Origin of the sequence: Pseudomonas sp. JR33AA (assembly GCF_021378985.1) — a bacterium.
GTDB classification, from domain to species: domain Bacteria; phylum Pseudomonadota; class Gammaproteobacteria; order Pseudomonadales; family Pseudomonadaceae; genus Aquipseudomonas; species Aquipseudomonas alloputida.
The window spans coordinates 1-18,948 of record NZ_JAJSAW010000021.1; the positions used below are offsets into that span (position 1 = coordinate 1).

Consider the following 18,948-nt stretch of genomic DNA (forward strand, 5'->3'; position numbering starts at 1 on the left):
GGAAGGGTGCAACTCCAGCCTGATGGCATTCGGCCGTTTCATGTACGCATGATATCGTTCCCCCCTCAGTCATCAGCGCTTCCAGAGACCTTCCGATGCCCAACACCGCCCATCTCCACCCAGGCTTCATGATCGTCCACGGCAACCGCCTCGACGACCTGCGTAGCCTGGTAGTGAGCTGGATGCGTCGCTACCCGCTGGCGCCTCTGGAGAACGAAATTGCCCTGGTGCAAAGCAATGGCATCGCCCAGTGGCTCAAGCTGGCCCTGGCTGAAGATCCGCTGGAAGATGACCAGGGCGGCTGCGGCATCGCCGCTGCAATAGATGTGCAACTGCCCGGTAGCTTTATGTGGCAGCTCTACCGCAGCGTGCTTGGCCGTAGCGAAATTCCCGAAGTGTCTCTGCTCGACAAGGCACCACTGACCTGGCGGCTGATGCGTCTGTTGCCAGCGCTCATCGAGCGCCCGCATTTCGAGCCACTGCGGCGCTTCCTCACCGACGACAGTGATTTGCGCAAGCGCTACCAGCTCGCCGAGCGCCTGGCCGATCTGTTCGACCAATACCAGGTCTACCGTGCCGATTGGCTCAAGGACTGGGCCACTGGCGAGCACGTCATCAACACAGCCCGCGGCGAGCGCAAAGTACTGCCGCCAGGCAACCGCTGGCAAGCTGAGTTGTGGCGAGCATTGCTGGAGGATGTTGGCGAGCAAGGCATGGCGCAGAGCCGCGCCGGCGTACACCAGCGTTTCATCGAGCGCATCAACAGCCTGGAGCAGGCGCCTGCAGGGCTGCCACCGAGGGTGATCGTGTTCGGTATCTCTTCGCTGCCGGCCCAGGCCCTGGAAGCACTGGCAGGGCTGTCGCGTTTCAGTCAGGTATTGCTGTGCGTACACAACCCATGCCGCCACCACTGGGCAGATATCGTGGCCGACAAGGACCTGTTGCGTCACCAGTACAAACGCCAGCAACGCAAGCAAGGCATGCCCCTGCAACTGGACGACCAGACGCTGCACCAGCATGCTCACCCATTGCTGGCAGCCTGGGGTAAACAAGGCCGCGACTACATCAACCTGCTCGACAGCTATGATGACCCGGGCAGCTACCAGGGCGTATTCAGCGACGGCCGCATCGACCTGTTCAGCGACGGTTCGCCCACCACCCTGCTCAATGAACTGCAGGACGACATCCTGGAGTTGCGCCCGCTCGCCGAGAGCCGCGAACGCTGGCCGGCAGTCGACACCACAAAAGACCGCTCGATCCGCTTCCATATCGCGCACAGCCCGCAACGTGAAGTGGAGATCCTCCACGACCAGCTGTTGGCCCGCTTCAGCGCAGACCCTACTCTGCGCCCGCGCGACGTGATCGTCATGCTGCCGGCCATCGACACTTACGCGCCGCACATCCGCGCCGTCTTCGGCCAGTTGCAACGCAACGACCCGCGCTACATCCCGTTCACCCTGACAGACCAGGGCCAGCGTGGTCGCGAGCCTTTGCTGATTGCTCTTGAGCACTTGCTCAAACTGCCTGATAGCCGCTTCGCGGTCAGTGAAGTGCTTGACCTGCTGGACGTGCCGGCAGTCCGCGCCCGCTTCGGCATCCGCGAAAACGACCTGCCCACGCTGCACCGCTGGATCGAGGGGGCAGGCATTCGTTGGGGCCTTGACGCCGCGCAGCGGGCGAGCCTGGGTTTGCCCGCCGGGCTCGAACAGAACAGTTGGCGTTTCGGCCTGCGCCGCATGCTGTTGGGTTATGCCGTGGGGGTAGGTGAGGCCTGTGACGGTATTGAACCCTATGATGAAATCGGTGGCCTGGACGCGGCATTGATCGGCCCGCTGGTCGCGTTGCTCGATGCGCTCGAAGTCGCCTGCCTGACCTTGTCGGAACCTGCCACCGTCAGCCAGTGGGGCGAGCGACTGCATGCGTTGCTGCAGGTGTTCTTCCTCGCCGAGGACGAGGGTGATGAATTCCTGTTGATGCAGTTGCAGGATCTGCGTGATAGCTGGCTTGAGGTATGCGAGACCGTCGGCCTGCACGACCCGCTACCGCTTACCGTGGTGCGTGAAGCCTGGTTGTCGGGCCTTGATCAGGGCAAGCTGTCGCAACGTTTCCTCGCCGGCTCGGTCAACTTCTGCACACTCATGCCCATGCGCGCGATCCCGTTCAGGGTGGTCTGCCTGCTGGGCATGAACGATGGCGACTACCCGCGTGCGCAGCAGCCGCTGGACTTCGACCTGATGGCCAGCGACTATCGCCCCGGCGACCGCTCACGCCGCGAAGACGACCGTTACCTGTTGCTTGAAGCGCTGCTGTCAGCACGTGATCAACTGTATGTCAGCTGGGTTGGGCGCAGTATCCGCGACAATAGCGAACGCCCGGCCTCGGTTTTGATCGGCCAGTTGCGCGATCACATCGCTGCGGGCTGGCATTTGGCCGGTGCGCAACAGGGGCAGCCAGCGAAATCGGGCGAGCAACTGTTGTACGCACTGACCCAGGAGCACCCGCTGCAGCCGTTCAGCCCTCGGTACTTCCAGAAGGGCAGCCCACTGTTCAGCTATGCCCATGAATGGCAGGTGCTGCACCAGCCAAGTGAGGCAGACGAGCAGAGCGAGCTGGGCCTGCCGCCCTATCAGGATGATGAGGCCCTGAGCCTGCACCAGTTGAATGACTTCTTGCGCCACCCGGTACGGCACTTCTTCAGCCAGCGCTTGAAGGTGTACTTTGAGGCGCTGGAAGCTCCGACCCCGGACGAAGAGCCCTTCGTCCTCGATACCCTGCAACGCTACGGCGCCAGTGAAAGCCTGCTTGGCGCCGCCTTGGCCGAACCGAACAACGCCGAACAGGCCTTGCGCGCCCAGGCCCGACGCCTGCAGGCCTGCGGTTTACTGCCGCTAGCGGGTTTCGGCGAACTGCTGCAAAACGAATTGATCGAACCGCTGCCGGACCTGCTGCAACGTCACCAGCAATTGCTGCAACGCTGGCCACAGCTGGTCGAGGGCGCGTTGCCGGTGCATTTCGAGCACGGTCAGCACCGTCTGGAGGGCTGGCTGGGCCGGGTGTTCCAGGCGGAAGATCAGAGCCTTCTCAGCATCACCACCGTACCCAACACCATCAGTGCCGGGCGCAACAACCTGAAGTGGCACCGCCTTATTGCGCCCTGGGTTACGCACCTGGCGGCCTGTGCAGCGGGCTACCCCTATAACAGTGCGTTGGTAGCCAGTGACCTGACCCTGTTGCTTGCACCGCTGCCGCAAGCGCTGGCCGCGCAATTGCTGGGCGACCTGTTGGTGGCCCGTCAGGCGGCAATGAATGCGCCGTTGCCAGTCGCGGCCAAGACCGCGTTCGCCTGGTTGGCCCAGGACGATGCCGATAAAGCCATGGCCGCAGCAGCTCGCGTCTACGAAGGCGACGAACGCACCAGCGTTGGCGAGCGAAATGAAAGCATTGCACTGGCCCGCCAGTTCCGAGACTTTGCAGCACTCACCGCAGACGAAACGTTTGAAGGCTGGTGTGAGACCTTGTACCGCCCATTGTTCACCGCCCCTTGGCAGACCTTGGGCAACCCGGAGAAAGGCGCATGACCCAGGACCGTCCTCTGGCACTGAGTTTCCCCCTGCACGGTAGCCAGCTGATCGAGGCCAGCGCCGGCACGGGCAAGACCTTTACCATTTCGGCGCTGTACCTGCGCCTGATCCTCGGTCACGGTGGCGAACAGGGCTTCGAGCGCGAGCTGCTGCCACCGCAGATCCTCGTGGTGACCTTCACTGACGCCGCCACCAAAGAGCTGCGCGAGCGCATCCGCGCCCGCCTGGCTGAAGCTGCACGGTTCTTCCGTGGCGAACTGGAAGGCGCCGATCCGCTGTTGCACCAATTGCGTGACGATTACCCACAAGAGACTTGGCCGCGTTGCGCCGGGCGGTTGGAAATCGCGGTACAGTGGATGGACGAGGCTGCGGTATCGACCATACATGGCTGGTGCCAGCGCATGCTGCGCGAGCATGCCTTCGACAGTGGCAGCCTGTTCACCCAGACCTTGGAAACCGACCACAGCGAGTTGTTGGGCCAGGTCATGCGCGATTACTGGCGGCGCTTCTGCTATGGGATGCAGGGTGACGCACTGGCTTGGGTGCGCGGCAACTGGGGCAGCCCCGACGCCTTGCTGCCGCGCATTCGCCCGCTGTTCGGCCGTGTGCGTGCCCAGCAGAATGGGCCAGAGCCCGCCGAATTGATCCAGGCATCGTTGCAGCAACGTGGCGCAGAGTTGGCCCGGCTCAAGGCACCCTGGGCACAGTGGGCCGAGGAACTGCGGCAAATATGCCGCGATGCGCTGGCTGCTAAGCAGGTCGACGGCCGCAAGATGCAAGCCCGCTACTTCGAGCCCTGGTTCGACAAGCTCTGCGCCTGGGCCAGCGATGAGCAATTGGTAGAGCTCGACTTGGGCACCGGCTTTACCCGGCTGACCCCGGCGGGCATGGCCGAGGCCTGGAAGGGAGAGCCTCCCGAGCACCCGGCCCTCAACGCCATGCAGAACTTGCAGCAACAACTGCAGGCCCTGGACAGCCCGGATGCTCCGCTGCTCGAGCACGCGGCCAGTTGGGTATCGGCGCGTTTCGAAGTGGAGAAGCGCCGGCGTGCAGAAATGGGCTTCGACGACATGCTCGTGCGCTTGCAGCACGCGCTCGCCAGCGAGGCCGGCGAGCGCCTGGCCAGCCTGATCCGTGAGCAGTTCCCGGTAGCGCTGATCGACGAATTCCAGGACACCGACCCGGTTCAGTACGGCATTTTCGAGCGCATCTACCAGATCAGTGAAAACCGCGCCGAAACCGGCCTGTTCATGATCGGGGACCCCAAACAGGCGATCTACGCCTTCCGCGGTGCCGACATCTACACCTACCTTGCGGCGCGGCGCGCCACCAGCGGCCGTCTGCACAGCCTGGACACCAATTACCGCTCCAGCAAAGCCATGGTGGCGGCTGTCAATCAGGTGTTCCAGCAGGCCGAGGCGCGTGAAGCGGGGCGTGGGGCGTTCCTGTTCCGTGAGGCCGATGACAACCCGTTGCCGTTCATCGAAGTACGCGCCAAGGGGCGTGGTGAACAGCTGCTGATTGACGGTGAGGTCAGTGCCGCCCTGCAGTGCTGGCAGCTGGAAAGTGAAGAGCCAGTCTCCAGTCGCGTCTACCGGCAGCAACTGGCTGCCAGCTGCGCCAGCCATATTGTTGCCTTGCTCAACGGTGCCCAGCAGGGCACGGCGGGTTTCCAGAATGCAGAAGGCGAATTGCGCGCCTGTCTGCCCTCGGACATCGCCATCCTGGTGCGTGATGGGCATGAGGCGCAGATGGTCCGCGCCGAACTGGCCGCTCGCGAGGTGCGCAGCGTCTACCTGTCCGACAAGGACTCGGTGTTTGCCGCCCAGGAAGCCCACGACCTGCTGGCCTGGCTGAAGGCTTGCGCCGAGCCTGACTCTGAGCGCCTGCTCAAGGCGGCTCTGGCCAGCCTTACACTGGGCCTGTCGCTGGCTGCGCTGGACCGGCTTAACCAGGACGAGCGGGTCTGGGAGAGCTGGGTGATGCGTTTTCGCCTTTACCGCGACACCTGGCAGCGCCAGGGGGTGTTGCCGATGCTGCGCCACCTGCTGCATGACTTCCAGCTGCCGCGCACGCTGATCCGCCGCAGTGATGGCGAGCGTGTGCTGACCAACCTGCTTCACCTGGCCGAGCTGCTGCAGCAGGCCGCTGGCGAGCTGGACGGCGAACAGGCGCTGATCCGCCACCTGGCCGAGCACCTGGCCAGTTCCGGGCAGGCCGGTGAAGAGCAGATCCTGCGCCTGGAGAGCGACGAACAGTTGGTCAAGGTGGTAACCATCCACAAGTCCAAGGGCCTGGAATATCCCTTGGTCTACCTGCCATTCATCTGCACCAGCAAACCGGTGGATGGTAGCCGTCTACCGCTGGCCTGGCATGACAGCGAAGGTAACGCCCACCTCACCCTCACACCCGACCAGGAGCAGATCGAGCGGGCTGATGACGAGCGCCTGGCCGAAGACCTGCGCCTGCTCTACGTGGCCCTGACCCGTGCCCAGCATGCTTGCTGGCTGGGTGTCGCCGACCTCAAGCGCGGTAATCAGAAGAGCTCGCAGCTGCACCGTTCGGCTTTTGGCTACCTGCTGGGGGGCGGCCTGGCCCTGGCTGGCTCGGCGCAGCTGACGGACTGGTTGCAGGCTTTGGCGGCAAGTTGCCCGCACATTACGTGCCCAGGCCTACCGCAGGCGGATGAGCAGATCTATCGCATGCCACACGCCGAGCGTGAACTGCTGCCGGCACGCAGGCCACGCCATGCGGCTGCCGAGCACTGGTGGATCGCTTCGTACAGTGCCCTTCGTGTCGGCGATCAGACCCTCGGCGCCGACAGCTCGCAGGCCCAGCAACTGCTGGATGACGAGGTGCCCGATGCCCAGGTGTTGCGCGAGGTCCCGGCCGACAGCGGCGATATCCATCGCTTCCCACGGGGGCCTAACCCCGGCACCTTCCTTCATGGTTTGCTGGAGTGGGCAGGCCGTGAGGGCTTCAGCGAGGTCAGCGGTAACCCTCAACTGATCGAACGCACCGTTGGCCAGCGCTGCAATCGCCGTGACTGGGCCGGCTGGATCCCTACCCTGAGCCACTGGATGCAACGTTTGCTGGGCGAAGCGTTGCCACTGCCGGGCGGCGACCAGAGCGTAACGCTGGGCCAACTGCGTCACTACCAGATCGAAATGGAATTCTGGTTCGCCAGCCACCGGGTCGACGCAGAACAGCTCGATCACCTGGTGGCACGCCACACCCACCCCGGTCTGGCGCGCCCCGCTGCGCAGCCGACCGTGCTCAACGGCATGTTCAAAGGGTTCATAGACCTGGCGTTCGAGCTGGAGGGGCGTTACTACGTGACTGACTACAAGTCCAACTGGCTGGGTGCGGACATCCAGGCCTACGATGCCATGGCCATGGAAAAGGCGATTCTTGAGCACCGCTACGACCTGCAGTATGTGCTGTACCTGCTGGCCCTGCACCGCCAGTTGCGCGCGCGGCTGGCGGACTACGATTATGACCGCCATGTTGGCGGCGCCCTGTTCATCTTCCTGCGCGGTGCCAGCAGCAGCGGCCACGGCGTGTACCACGTCAAGCCACCACGTGAGCTGATCGAAAGCCTCGATGCACTGTTCCGTGGCGAGCGCGCGCCGGTCCAGCAGGACCTGTTTGCCGGAGTTGCGCCATGAGCCGAAGCCTTGTCGACCTGTTGCCCACCCCGTTGCACGCCGAGCACCTGCTGGCGCTGGCACCACAGCACAACAGCGCTGACCTGCTGCAATTACTCGACCGCTGGGTTGAGCGGGGCTGGCTACGTGCTCTGGACCGCGCATTCGTGTCGTTCCTGGAAGAGCGCGCCCCCGGCAGTGATCCCTTGCTATTGCTGGCGGCGGCGCTGGCCAGCCACCAATTGGGCCACGGACATGTCTGCCTCGACCTGCAACAAACCTTGGCCGAGCCTGATTTCGCCCTGTCGTTGCCGCCGGAAGGTGACGCCCTGATCGGCCCTTTGCTACTGCCATCGCAACTGCTGGCCAACCTTGACTTGAATGCCTGGCTGCAGCGCATCAGCGCCAGCCCGCTGGTGGCCGCAGGTGATACGCCTGGCCAGCAAGCGCGGCCACTGGTACGCAGTGGCGAGCGCCTTTACCTGCGCCGTTACTGGGGTTATGAACGGCGCATCGACCATGTCCTGCGCCGGCGCCTGAGTCAGGCCGAAGCACCGCCTGCGGACCTGCCGGAGCGCCTGGCGCAACTGTTCGAGGGCGGCGCGCCAGCTGGCCAGGTGGACTGGCAGAAGCTCGCCTGCGCCTTGGCCACCCGTGCCGGTTTCAGCATCATCACGGGCGGCCCCGGCACCGGCAAGACGACCACCGTGGTGCGCCTGCTGGCATTGCTGCAGGCGCCAGCAGTGGAGCAGGGCAGGCCACTGCGCATACGCCTGGCTGCACCGACCGGCAAGGCCGCTGCGCGCCTGACCGAATCCATTGGCCAGCAAGTCGAGCGCCTGCAAGTCAGCGCCGAGGTCCGCGGGCAAATCCCTACCGAGGTCAGCACCGTGCATCGCCTGCTCGGCAGCCGCCCGGGCTCGCGGCACTTCCGCCATCACGCTGGCAACCCTTTGCCGTTGGACGTGCTGGTGGTCGACGAAGCGTCGATGATCGACCTGGAAATGATGGCCAACCTGCTCGATGCCTTGCCGCCGCGGGCGCGCCTGGTGCTGCTGGGCGACAAGGACCAGTTGGCCTCGGTCGAGGCCGGCGCGGTGCTGGGTGATCTGTGCCGGGATGCTGAGGAGGGCTTTTACTCGCCGGCGACTGCAGCCTGGCTTCAACAGGTCAGTGGCGAGTCGCTGGCCGGCAGTGGGCTCAAGGACGGCGATGAGCAGCGCCACCCGTTGGCTCAGCAAGTGGTGATGCTGCGTTTTTCACGGCGTTTCGGTGAAGGCAGCGGTATTGGCCAGTTGGCCAGACTGGTCAATCGTCAGGATGCTTACGCGGCGCGCAGCCTGCTGGCCGTGCCGCCTGCCGATGTGCACAGCCTGTCGCTCAAACACGAACAGGATCGTGCTTTCGACCGCCTGTTACTCGATGGCCTGAACCGCGGTACCGATGGACCGCAAGGCTACCGCAGCTACCTGCGCACCCTTGGGCGTTACCGGCCAGCACTTGATACCGCCTTTGACGACCCCGCCTGGGAGCAATGGGCGGGCAAGGTATTGCACAGTTTCGAGGACTTCCAGTTGCTGTGCGCGGTGCGTCGGGGCGCCTGGGGGGTCGAAGGCCTGAATGAACGGGTGGCGCGAGTGCTGCACAATGCCGGTCTGATCGACAGCCAGCAGCCCTGGTACGAAGGGCGCCCGGTACTGGTGACCCGCAACGACTACGGCCTGGGCCTGATGAACGGTGACATCGGTATTGCCCTGCGCCTGCCGGATGAGCATGGCCAGCCGCTGCTGCGTGTGGCCTTCCCGCGCAACGACGGCAGTGGGGGGGTGCGGTTCGTTCTGCCGAGCCGGCTTAACGAAGTGGAAACGGTATTCGCCATGACCGTGCACAAGTCCCAAGGCTCGGAGTTCAGCCACACGGCCCTGGTGCTGCCGGATGCGCTCAACCCGGTGCTGACCAAGGAACTGGTGTACACCGGCATCACTCGGGCCAAGCACTGCTTCAGCCTGGTCGAGCCACGCCAAGGTATTTTCGAAGAAGCGGTGGCGCGCAAGGTACGGCGTATTTCCGGGTTGATGCTCGAGCAGGTCTAGGGCCATGAAACCCATTACACATGGCCGCGTGCTCATACAATAAAGCGGCCATGTGCTATCGTTGCGCCGATATCGGAACGGGTTTCAAGGGATTCCCCACATGAATGTGGCCGCAAGGCGAGTGACAAGCGGTGCGCTTTCGCTATTGCTGGCCGTCCTGTTCCTTTCTGCAGGCGCTGCCCGGGCAGACCCCGGAACAACCGCCGCCCAGGCACAGCAACGCGCCAAGGCAGTCACCCAGGTAGTACTGGGTATCTTCAGCTACGCCCGCTGGCCCGTCGAACCCGCTCCCTTGCGCCTGTGCCTGGTCGGCCCGACCGAGTACGCCGACGATCTCATCAAGGGCCATGTCCAGGAGTCCGGCCGGCCGCTGCAGGTGCGGCGCTTGCTGGCAGAAGACACCCAGGTCGCCCAGGGCTGCGATGCCATCTACATTGGCAAGCTCGACCAGGGCCAGCGCGATCGGCTGTTCCAGCGTGTCAGCGGCCACCCGGTGCTGAGCATCAGCGAGGCGGATGACCCCTGCACGGTCGGCAGCCTGTTCTGCCTGCGGGTCAGCGACCAGCAGGTGGCCTTTGAAGTCAATCTCGACTCGGTGGCACGCTCTGGCGTGCGCATTCATCCCAGCGTGCTGCAATTGTCGCGGCGCCGGGCGGAGCAGCCATGAGACCGACCCGCAAACGTACCGTGCGCCCGACCCTGCGCTCGGTGCTGGGCCGTGGCCACCTCAGTGTCGCCTTGCTTGCCGTTGGCTTGGCGGGTATCTCCCTTACACTGCTGGGCGTGCTCGCCCTGCGTGTCTATGCCAACCAAAATCTGCACTTGATCGCCCGCTCGATCAACTACACCGTAGAGGCGGCGGTGGTGTTCGATGACAGCGCTGCCGCCAATGAATCGCTAGCGTTGATTGCCAGTACCGAAGAGGTGGCCGAGGCCAAGGTCTTCAACAACGAGGGCGAGCAACTGGCGCACTGGCAACGCGACAATACCGGCATGCTCGCGCAGCTGGAGGTTCAGGTTGCCAGCGCCTTGCTGGATGAGCCGGTCGTTCTGCCGATCATGCACCAGCAACAGCAGGTCGGGCACACCGAGCTGGCAGGCCAGGGCAGGAGCCTGTTGCTGTTCCTGCTCAGTGGCTTGGCCGGTATCGTGTTCTGCACGGTCCTCAGCGCCTTGGCGGCCCAGTATCTGTCGCGGCGCCTGCTCAGCGATATCACCCGCCCGCTGCGCGGCCTGGCCAGTGTCGCCCATGCCGCCCGCCGCGAGCGCAGCTTCGACCGGCGCGTACCAGAAGCGCCGATTGCCGAGCTGAACGAGCTGGGTAACGACTTCAATGCCCTGCTGGATGAACTGGAGGTGTGGCATAGCCACCTGCAGAGCGAAAACCAGACCCTGGCCCATCAGGCCAGCCACGACAGCCTGACGGGCTTGCCCAACCGCGCTTTCTTTGAAGGGCGCCTGAGCCGCAGCGTGCGAAATGCGGCGCGCCAGCAGGACCACCTGGCGCTGCTGTTCCTCGACAGCGATCACTTCAAACAGATCAACGATACCCTTGGCCACGCCGTGGGCGACGAGGTGTTGATCAGCGTCGCCGAACGTGTGCGCGCCCAACTGCGCGAGCATGATCTGGTGGCGCGCCTGGGGGGCGACGAGTTTGCCGTGCTGTTGACGCCTTTGCATACGCGCAAGGATGCCGAACACATTGCCGAGAAGATCGTTGCCAGCATGAAGCTGCCGGTGCAACTGGACAGTGGCCGCAGCATCTCCACCTCGCTGAGTGTCGGTATTGCCTATTACCCGGATGACGGCGCTGACCCCGCCAGTCTTCTCGATGCCGCCGATGCGGCAATGTACCAGGCCAAGCGCAAACGCCGTGGCCATTGGCAAGTGGCGCAGACGGAACGGTCCGCCAACGAAATCAGGAACAGGAGTTGAACCCGTGATGCAAGCTTTAAGATTTCCGCTTTGGGCCTTGTTGCTCGCCATGCTGGCGCTGACGGGTTGCCAGAGCGCCCCCCAAAAAGGCCTTACCCCAGAACAGATTGCTGTGCTCAAGCGCGAAGGTTTTACCCCGACCGATGAAGGTTGGGCCTACGACTTGTCTGGCAAAGTGTTGTTCGGCAGCGATCTGGACAGCCTCAATGGCCAGAGCCAGGCGATTGTCGAGCGCATCGGCAAGGCGCTGCTCGGTGTTGGTATCCAGGGCGTGCGGGTGGACGGGCATGCCGACTCGTCGGGCAAGGCGGCGAACAACCAACAGCTGTCCGAGCGCCGCGCGCAGAGCGTGACCAAGGCGCTGGTCGGGGTTGGCATGCAGGCGCAGAACATTCAGAGCCGTGGCTTGGGCAGCAGCCAGCCGGTGGCGGACAACCGCACCCGTGCAGGGCGTACCGAGAACCGCCGGGTGTCCATCGTGGTAGCGTCCTACTGATTGTCGCCGCTCGGGCTGTCACATATCCCCTGTAGGCGCGGGCAACGCGGCCTGGCACCGGCTTCGCCGGTATTCGCGGGCAAGCCCGCTCCTACAGGGGCTGTGTTGCCCTCGGAAGTGCGCAGGCCCATCAGTCCTGGGCAAAGCGTATCTCGCGGGTTTGCCCCATCAACAATGGCGCATTCGCCTCGGTCACCCCGCGGATGTAATCCCACAGCAGGGTAATGCGCTTCAACTTGCGCAAGTCTTCTCGGCAGTACATCCAGAATTGCCGCGTCACCTCGATCTCTTCCGGCAACACCGTGACCAATCGCGGGTCCTGCGCGGCGAGGAAGCACGGCAGAATCGCCAGCCCACGCCCCTGTAGCGCTGCCGTGTACTGCGCGATGACGCTGGTACTGCGCAAATGCGCGCTGGCGTTGGGGATCAGGTTGGCCAGGTACAGCAGCTCAGAGCTGAACGCCAGGTCATCCACGTAACTGATGAACGGGTGTTTGGCCAGGTCCGTCACCTGGCGGATCGGCGCATGGCTGTCCAGGTAACCCTGGGTCGCATACAGCCGTAAGCGGTAGTCGCACAGCTTGCAGCACACATAAGGCCCATGCTCTGGCCGCTCCAGCGCGATGACGATGTCCGCCTCACGCTTGGACAGGCTGATGAAGTGCGGCAGCGGCAGGATGTCTACGGAAATCGCCGGGTAGGCATCGACGAAGTGGCTAAGCTGCGGCGTGATGAAGAAGCTGCCAAAGCCCTCGGTGCAACCCATGCGCACATGGCCCGACAACGCCACCCCCGACCCGGACACCTGCTCGCAAGCCATGTGCAGCGTGCTCTCGATCGACTCGGCATAGCCCAGCAGGCGCTGGCCCTCGGCGGTCAGCACAAAGCCGTTGGTCCGCGACTTTTCGAACAGCAAGGTGCCCAGTGCGCCCTCCAGCGAGCTGATGCGCCGTGACACGGTGGTGTAGTCCACGCTCAGCCGTTTGGCGGCACTGCTGGCCTTGCGGGTGCGGGCAACTTCGAGGAAGAACTTCAAATCGTCCCAGTTGAGCGCGCTCAGGGATGTAAGGTCTTTTTGCATGATGATCCGGTTTTTTTGTGCGTTCTTGTTGGATGTTTGCACATCTATACTCGAAACAAGCCTCAGGACGCCACCTCGCGTTTGCCCGGCGCTGGCGATCTCGTCCCGACAACAATTCCAAGGAGAACGCAGATGAACGCACCGCAATCCCCAAACAGCACCAAGGTCGAGCAGGTCAAGCTGCTGATCGACGGCCAGTGGGTCGAGTCCAAAACCACTGAATGGCGCGACATCGTCAACCCGGCCACCCAAGAGGTGCTGGCGCGCGTACCGTTCGCCACCGTCGAGGAAGTCGATGCCGCCGTAGCCGCTGCTCACCGCGCATTCCAGACCTGGCGTAACACCCCGATCGGCGCGCGCATGCGCATCATGCTCAAGCTGCAGGCGCTGATCCGCGAACACACCAAACGCATTGCCCAGGTGCTCAGCGCCGAGCAGGGCAAGACCCTGGCCGACGCGGAAGGCGATATCTTCCGCGGCCTGGAAGTGGTCGAGCACGCTGCGTCCATTGGCACCCTGCAGATGGGCGAATTTGCCGAGAACGTCGCCGGCGGTGTCGATACCTACACCCTGCGCCAGCCGATCGGCGTATGCGCTGGCATCACCCCGTTCAACTTCCCGGCGATGATCCCGCTGTGGATGTTCCCCATGGCCATTGTCTGCGGCAACACCTTCGTGCTCAAACCGTCCGAGCAGGACCCGCTGTCGACCATGCTACTGGTCGAGCTGGCGCTGGAAGCCGGCGTACCGGCCGGCGTGCTGAACGTGGTGCACGGCGGCAAGCAGGTGGTGGATGCCATTTGCACCCATCAGGACATCAAGGCGATTTCCTTCGTGGGCTCTACTGAAGTCGGCACGCACGTTTACAACCTCGGCAGCCAGCATGGCAAGCGTGTGCAGTCCATGATGGGCGCCAAGAACCACGCGGTGGTGTTGCCTGATGCCAACCGCACGCAAACCATCAATGCGCTGGTCGGTGCTGCCTTTGGCGCGGCGGGCCAGCGCTGCATGGCGACCTCGGTGGCGGTGTTGGTGGGCAAGGCCCGCGAATGGTTGCCGGATATCAAGGAGGCTGCCAGCAAGCTCAAGGTCAGTGCTGGCTGTGAGCCGGGCACCGACGTTGGCCCGGTGGTTTCCAAGCGTGCCAAGGAGCGTGTGCTGGGCCTGATCGAAAGCGGTATCAAGGAAGGCGCCAAGCTGGAACTCGACGGCCGTGACGTCAAGGTGCCGGGCTACGAGCAAGGCAACTTCGTCGGCCCGACCCTGTTCTCGGGCGTAAAGACCGACATGCAGGTGTATACCCAGGAAATCTTCGGCCCGGTGCTGGTCACCCTGGAGGTCGATACCCTCGACGAGGCCATCGCCCTGGTCAATGCAAACCCGTTCGGTAACGGCACCGGCCTGTTCACCCAGAGCGGCGCTGCGGCCCGCAAGTTCCAGAGCGAAATCGATATCGGCCAGGTCGGCATCAACATCCCGATCCCGGTACCCGTGCCGTTCTTCAGCTTCACAGGCTCGCGCGGCTCCAAACTCGGTGACCTCGGCCCGTACGGCAAGCAAGTGGTGCAGTTCTACACTCAGACCAAGACCGTCACCGCCCGCTGGTTCGATGACGACAGCGTCAACGACGGTGTGAACACCACCATTAGCCTGCGCTAAGGAGTACGTCATGCGTATCGCATTCATCGGCCTGGGCAATATGGGCGCGCCCATGGCCCGCAACCTGATCAAGGCCGGGCATCAGCTGAACCTGTTCGACCTGAACAAGGCCGTGCTGGCAGAACTGGCAGAACTGGGCGGGCAGATCAGCCCCTCGCCCAAGGACGCGGCGGCCAACAGCGAGCTGGTTATCACCATGCTGCCGGCCGCAGCCCATGTGCGCAGCGTGTACCTGAACGAGGATGGCGTGCTGGCCGGTATTCGTGCCGGTACGCCTACCGTGGACTGCAGCACCATTGACCCGCAGACCGCCCGTGATGTGTCCAAGGCAGCGGCGGCCAAGGGCGTGGACCTGGGCGACGCGCCGGTGTCCGGCGGCACTGGCGGCGCGGCGGCGGGCACCCTGACCTTCATGGTCGGTGCCAGCGCCGAGCTGTTCGCCACGCTCAAGCCGGTACTGGAGCAGATGGGCCGCAACATCGTGCACTGCGGGGACGTCGGTACCGGGCAGATCGCCAAGATCTGCAACAACCTGCTGCTGGGTATTTCGATGATCGGCGTGTCCGAGGCCATGGCCCTGGGTAACGCGTTGGGTATCGATACCAAGGTGCTGGCCGGCATTATCAACAGCTCGACCGGGCGTTGCTGGAGTTCGGACACCTACAACCCGTGGCCGGGCATCATCGAAACCGCACCGGCATCGCGTGGCTATACCGGCGGCTTTGGCGCCGAGCTGATGCTCAAGGATTTGGGGCTGGCCACTGAAGCGGCACGCCAGGCTCACCAACCGGTGATCCTCGGTGCCGTGGCCCAGCAGCTGTACCAGGCCATGAGCCTGCGTGGCGAGGGAGGCAAGGACTTCTCGGCCATCGTCGAGGGTTATCGCAAGAAAGATTGACGCAAGAGGTGGACTTCATCGCGGGCCAGGCGGCCTTCCCTCTGTAACTGCGCACCAGAGGAAAGGGCGCCTGCTCCGCGATTTTTTTGTCCACGCTTACAGGTATTGCGCGACCGTTGTAGGAGCGGGTTCACCCGCGAATGCTGCAGAAGCCTCACCGACGCATTCGCAGGTAAACCCGCGCCTGCAAGTCAGGCGAAAACGAAATACTTACGAACAGTCTCGACCACTTCCCACGTACCTTTCATCCCTGGCTCGATCACGAACACATCGCCGGCCTTCAGGTGCTTCGGCTCTTCGCCTTCCGGGGTGATGATGCAGTAGCCATCGAGGAAGTGGCAGAACTCCCATTTATCGTAGTTGACCTCGAACTTGCCCGGGGTGCAGATCCAGGTGCCCATGATCTTGCTGCCGTCGGCCGACAGGTAGGCATTGAGGTTCACGGTGTGCGGATCGCCGCCGATGCGCTTCCACTTGGTGGCGTCCACGACCGGCGTCGGGCAGGTTTCGCGCAGGACGGTGATGAAATCGGACATGGCACAACTCCTGGTGACTGGCTGAATGACTGGACACCATAGGCCCAACGGCCGAGCCGCAGTTGCCTGGGCTCGACGTCCAGCTGTCTGCTCGCGCTATGCCAGGCGGTTTACCTCAACGGTGATGTGCGCCAGCTCTTCATGCACGCCCAGGGCCTGGCGTACGCTGTCGGCGCTGAGGGCACCGTGGGTGACCAGGCCAAGGATGCAGGCGTATTGGTCCTTGCCCACCCGCCACACGTGCAGATCGGTGATGCTGACCGGCACCGGCAACTGCGTGACCACTTCGCGGATTTCTTCCACCACAGGCGCGTCCATCTCCGCATCCAGCAGCACCCGCCCGGTATCGCGCAGCAGGCCGCGGGCCCACAGCGCCACCAGCAATGCACCCACCAGGCCCATGACCGGGTCGAGCCAGCTGGCGCCCCAGAACTTGCCAGCCAGCAAGGCAACGATGGCCAACACCGAAGTGGCGGCATCGGCCAGTACATGCAGGTAGGCCGAGCGCAGATTCAGGTCATGGTGATGATGGCCGTGCCCATGATGGTCATGATGGTGGTGGTCATCGCGCAGCAGCCAGGCGCAGGTCAGGTTGACGGCAAGACCCACCACGGCGATGGATATTGCCTCGTCATAGTGGATTGGTCCCGGTGCCAGCAGCCGCTCCACCGACTGAAACACCATAAGCCCGGCCACCCCCAGCAACAGCAGGGCGCTGGAGTAGCCGCCGAGAATCTCGATTTTCCAGGTGCCAAAGGCAAACCGTCGGTCAGCGGCATAGCGCCGTGCGGCGGCGTAGGCCAGCAAAGACAGACCCAGGGCCAGGGCATGGGAGCTCATGTGCCAGCCATCGGCCAGCAACGCCATGGAGTTGAAGAACCACCCACCGGCAATTTCCGCCACCATCATCACGGCGGTAAGCCACACCGCCAGGCGTGTCTTGCGCTCGGCGCCCAGGTTGCTGGTGTGGAACTGATGGCTGTGCTGCCAACGGTCCGAGGTTTGTGTCGTCATGGTTTATCATGCTCCCGGAAGAACCAGAAACATACTATACCCCAGTATACCTAGAATGGTGTTGAACCCAATGGCACATACCCTGAAGAGCAAGAAGCAGCTGCTGACCCGGGTGCGCAAGATCAAAGGCCAAGCCGCCGCTCTGGAGACGGCGCTGGAGCAGGACAAGGACTGCCTGGCGATCCTGCAGCAGATCGCTGCCGTGCGCGGCGCGGTGAACGGGCTGATGGCCGAGGTGATGGAAGGGCACATCCGCGATCACCTCGTAGCGGACGGCCTGAGTGCCGAGGAACGGCAGGACGAGGCGGACAAGGTGGCTACGTTGTTGCGGTCTTATCTCAAGTAGCCAGTACAGTGATGGTCGATACCCCAGGGGGGTATCAACGTCCGCGTTACAGTGCAGATTTCCGCTTTCACACTGATCGCTGATGCGCGCATTCGCTACGCCCACCAGTACCGCACAAAGTGGAAGAACACCGGCGCGGCAAAGCACACCGAGTCCATGCGATCGAGCATGCCGCCGTGGCCTTCGATCATGTGGCCCCAGTCCTTCACCCCGCGGTCGCGCTTGATCGCCGACATCACCAGCCCGCCGAAGAAGCCCATGGCGTTGACCGCCAACGCCATCAGCGCGGCCTGCCAGAAGGTGAACGGGGTGATCCAGCACAACAGGGCGCCGATCAGGGTGGCCAGTGCCACGCCGCCGGCCAACCCTTCTACGGTCTTGGACGGTGACAGGTTGGGGGCCACCTTGTGCTTGCCAAACAGCTTGCCGCACACGTATTGCAGCACGTCGCTGATCTGCACCACCAGGATCAGCCAGGCGATCAGCAGCAGGTTCCGCCCCTCGTAGCCGGGGATGTCCAGGGTCATCAAGGCCGGCACCGACGATACGCAGTACACCGCGATCATCAGCCCCCACTGCACCTTTGACGCCCGTTCGAGAAAGCGCGTGGTATCGCCGCCGAAGCTGGCCAAAATTGGCAGCAGCAGGAACAGGTACACCGGGATGAAGATGCTGAACAGGCCGTACCAGTCCATGGCGATCAGCACGTACTGCACCGGCAGTGCCACATAAAACGCTGCCACCAGCGCCGGGTAGTCGCTGCGCCGGGTCGGGGTGAGGGTCATGAACTCGCGCAGGGCGTAGAACGACACGCCATAGAACAGCACGATCACGCCGTATTTACCGAACAGGAAAGCGATGCCGATCACCAGCACCATCACCCACCAGGCGTTGATGCGAGCGTTGAGGTTGTCGATCACCGCGTGTGGCGCGGGGCCGGCGCGCCACTTCAGCAGGCGGCCGGTCACGCTGGCGAGCAGCAGCAGGGCGCCGATGCCGGCGAACAGGAAAAGGGTGTTGTCGTCCATGTCAGGCATCCTTCGGGGCCAGGGTCAGCAGGGCCTGGCTGGCCCGCTCGAGAAAGGCCTGCTTGCTTTCATCAGCGTGCAGGTGCAGCGGTTCGCCAAAGCTCAGTGTGCACAGCAACGGCAGGGGCAGGGCGCGGCCCTTGGGCATTACCCGGTTGAGGTTGGCGATCCATACCGGTACCAGCTCGACGTCGGGGTTGGCCGCAGCCAGGTGGTACAACCCGCTTCTGAACGGCATCAGTGGCTCGTCGCCCAGATTACGCGTGCCTTCCGGGAAGAAGATCAGCGAGTCGCCTTGAGCCACGGCTTCAAGGATCGGCTGTAGCGGGCTGCCCTGGCCTTCGCTGCGTTGGCGATCGATCAACACGCCGTTGAACACTTTGCGAATGAGAAAATCGCGGATGCCCGGCTTGGCCCAGTAGTCCGCGCCAGCCACCGGGCGGGTGCGTTTGCGCAAGGGCTGCGGCAGTGAAGCCCACAGCAGCACGAAATCACCGTGGCTGCTGTGGTTGGCGAAGTACAGGCGCTGCACTGGCAGCGGCGTGCAACCCAGCCACAGGGCGCGGGCACCCGTGATCAGACGGGCGGCGGAGGTGATGAGGTAGGCGGTCAGGTTGGCGAGCATGGATCGGTG

General features: G+C 63.7%; 14 protein-coding genes. 9 read left to right on the forward strand and 5 right to left on the reverse strand.

What is annotated here, in order from left to right; all coding sequences use genetic code 11:
• The first annotated feature begins 95 nt into the window (after nucleotides 1-95).
• The 6 genes from recC to LVS58_RS22635 all read left to right on the forward strand — a co-directional run bounded on the left by recC (nucleotide 96) and on the right by LVS58_RS22635 (nucleotide 11,752).
• The gene (gene recC / locus LVS58_RS22610) at nucleotides 96-3,578 is read left to right on the forward strand and encodes an exodeoxyribonuclease V subunit gamma (RefSeq protein WP_233692897.1); all 3,483 of its coding nucleotides are present in this window, start codon (nucleotides 96-98) and stop codon (nucleotides 3,576-3,578) included.
• The gene (recB, locus tag LVS58_RS22615) at nucleotides 3,575-7,249 is read left to right on the forward strand and encodes an exodeoxyribonuclease V subunit beta (RefSeq protein ID WP_233692898.1); all 3,675 of its coding nucleotides are present in this window, start codon (nucleotides 3,575-3,577) and stop codon (nucleotides 7,247-7,249) included. Before recC ends, recB begins: the two co-directional genes overlap by 4 nt.
• Complete coding sequence (recD, locus tag LVS58_RS22620) at nucleotides 7,246-9,321, forward strand: exodeoxyribonuclease V subunit alpha (RefSeq protein WP_233692899.1); 2,076 nt, start codon at nucleotides 7,246-7,248, stop codon at nucleotides 9,319-9,321. Before recB ends, recD begins: the two co-directional genes overlap by 4 nt.
• A gap of 100 nt (nucleotides 9,322-9,421) precedes the next feature.
• Nucleotides 9,422-9,988, forward strand: a complete 567-nt coding sequence (locus LVS58_RS22625) for a YfiR family protein (RefSeq protein WP_233692900.1) — start codon at nucleotides 9,422-9,424, stop codon at nucleotides 9,986-9,988.
• On the forward strand, nucleotides 9,985-11,256 hold the full coding sequence (locus tag LVS58_RS22630; protein WP_233692901.1) for a diguanylate cyclase domain-containing protein: 1,272 nt from the start codon (nucleotides 9,985-9,987) through the stop codon (nucleotides 11,254-11,256). Before LVS58_RS22625 ends, LVS58_RS22630 begins: the two co-directional genes overlap by 4 nt.
• A 4-nt stretch (nucleotides 11,257-11,260) precedes the next feature.
• On the forward strand, nucleotides 11,261-11,752 hold the full coding sequence (locus tag LVS58_RS22635; protein WP_233692902.1) for an OmpA family protein: 492 nt from the start codon (nucleotides 11,261-11,263) through the stop codon (nucleotides 11,750-11,752).
• A 130-nt stretch (nucleotides 11,753-11,882) separates the two neighbouring features.
• Here LVS58_RS22635 and LVS58_RS22640 read toward each other — a convergent pair whose 3' ends face one another.
• A complete protein-coding gene (locus tag LVS58_RS22640; protein ID WP_233692903.1) occupies nucleotides 11,883-12,833 on the reverse strand; it encodes a LysR family transcriptional regulator in 951 nt (316 codons plus the stop codon).
• Between the two features lie 132 nt (nucleotides 12,834-12,965).
• Here LVS58_RS22640 and LVS58_RS22645 point away from each other — a divergent pair, with 132 nt between their 5' ends.
• Nucleotides 12,966-14,492 (forward strand): CoA-acylating methylmalonate-semialdehyde dehydrogenase, encoded by a 1,527-nt coding sequence (locus tag LVS58_RS22645; protein WP_233692904.1) that lies wholly within the window; start codon nucleotides 12,966-12,968, stop codon nucleotides 14,490-14,492.
• Between the two features lie 10 nt (nucleotides 14,493-14,502).
• Complete coding sequence (gene mmsB / locus LVS58_RS22650) at nucleotides 14,503-15,390, forward strand: 3-hydroxyisobutyrate dehydrogenase (RefSeq protein WP_233692905.1); 888 nt, start codon at nucleotides 14,503-14,505, stop codon at nucleotides 15,388-15,390.
• A gap of 191 nt (nucleotides 15,391-15,581) precedes the next feature.
• Here the strand turns inward: mmsB and LVS58_RS22655 are convergent, their stop codons facing one another.
• Both LVS58_RS22655 and dmeF read right to left on the reverse strand, forming a co-directional pair.
• On the reverse strand, nucleotides 15,582-15,926 hold the full coding sequence (locus LVS58_RS22655; protein ID WP_003251579.1) for a cupin domain-containing protein: 345 nt from the start codon (nucleotides 15,924-15,926) through the stop codon (nucleotides 15,582-15,584).
• 96 nt (nucleotides 15,927-16,022) lie between these two features.
• Nucleotides 16,023-16,940, reverse strand: a complete 918-nt coding sequence (gene dmeF / locus LVS58_RS22660; protein WP_233692906.1) for a CDF family Co(II)/Ni(II) efflux transporter DmeF — start codon at nucleotides 16,938-16,940, stop codon at nucleotides 16,023-16,025.
• A 70-nt stretch (nucleotides 16,941-17,010) separates the two neighbouring features.
• Here dmeF and LVS58_RS22665 point away from each other — a divergent pair, with 70 nt between their 5' ends.
• Nucleotides 17,011-17,286, forward strand: coding sequence for a metal/formaldehyde-sensitive transcriptional repressor (locus tag LVS58_RS22665; protein ID WP_233692907.1), 276 nt, complete (start codon nucleotides 17,011-17,013; stop codon nucleotides 17,284-17,286).
• Nucleotides 17,287-17,381: 95 nt separating this feature from the next.
• Here the strand turns inward: LVS58_RS22665 and LVS58_RS22670 are convergent, their stop codons facing one another.
• Both LVS58_RS22670 and LVS58_RS22675 read right to left on the reverse strand, forming a co-directional pair.
• Entirely contained in the window at nucleotides 17,382-18,314 is a 933-nt protein-coding gene (locus LVS58_RS22670) for a phosphatidate cytidylyltransferase (protein WP_233692908.1), read from the reverse strand.
• 1 nt (nucleotide 18,315) lies between these two features.
• Nucleotides 18,316-18,939: a lysophospholipid acyltransferase family protein gene (locus LVS58_RS22675; RefSeq protein WP_016497906.1), complete on the reverse strand. Its 624-nt coding sequence runs from the start codon at nucleotides 18,937-18,939 to the stop codon at nucleotides 18,316-18,318.
• Nucleotides 18,940-18,948 lie beyond the last annotated feature (9 nt).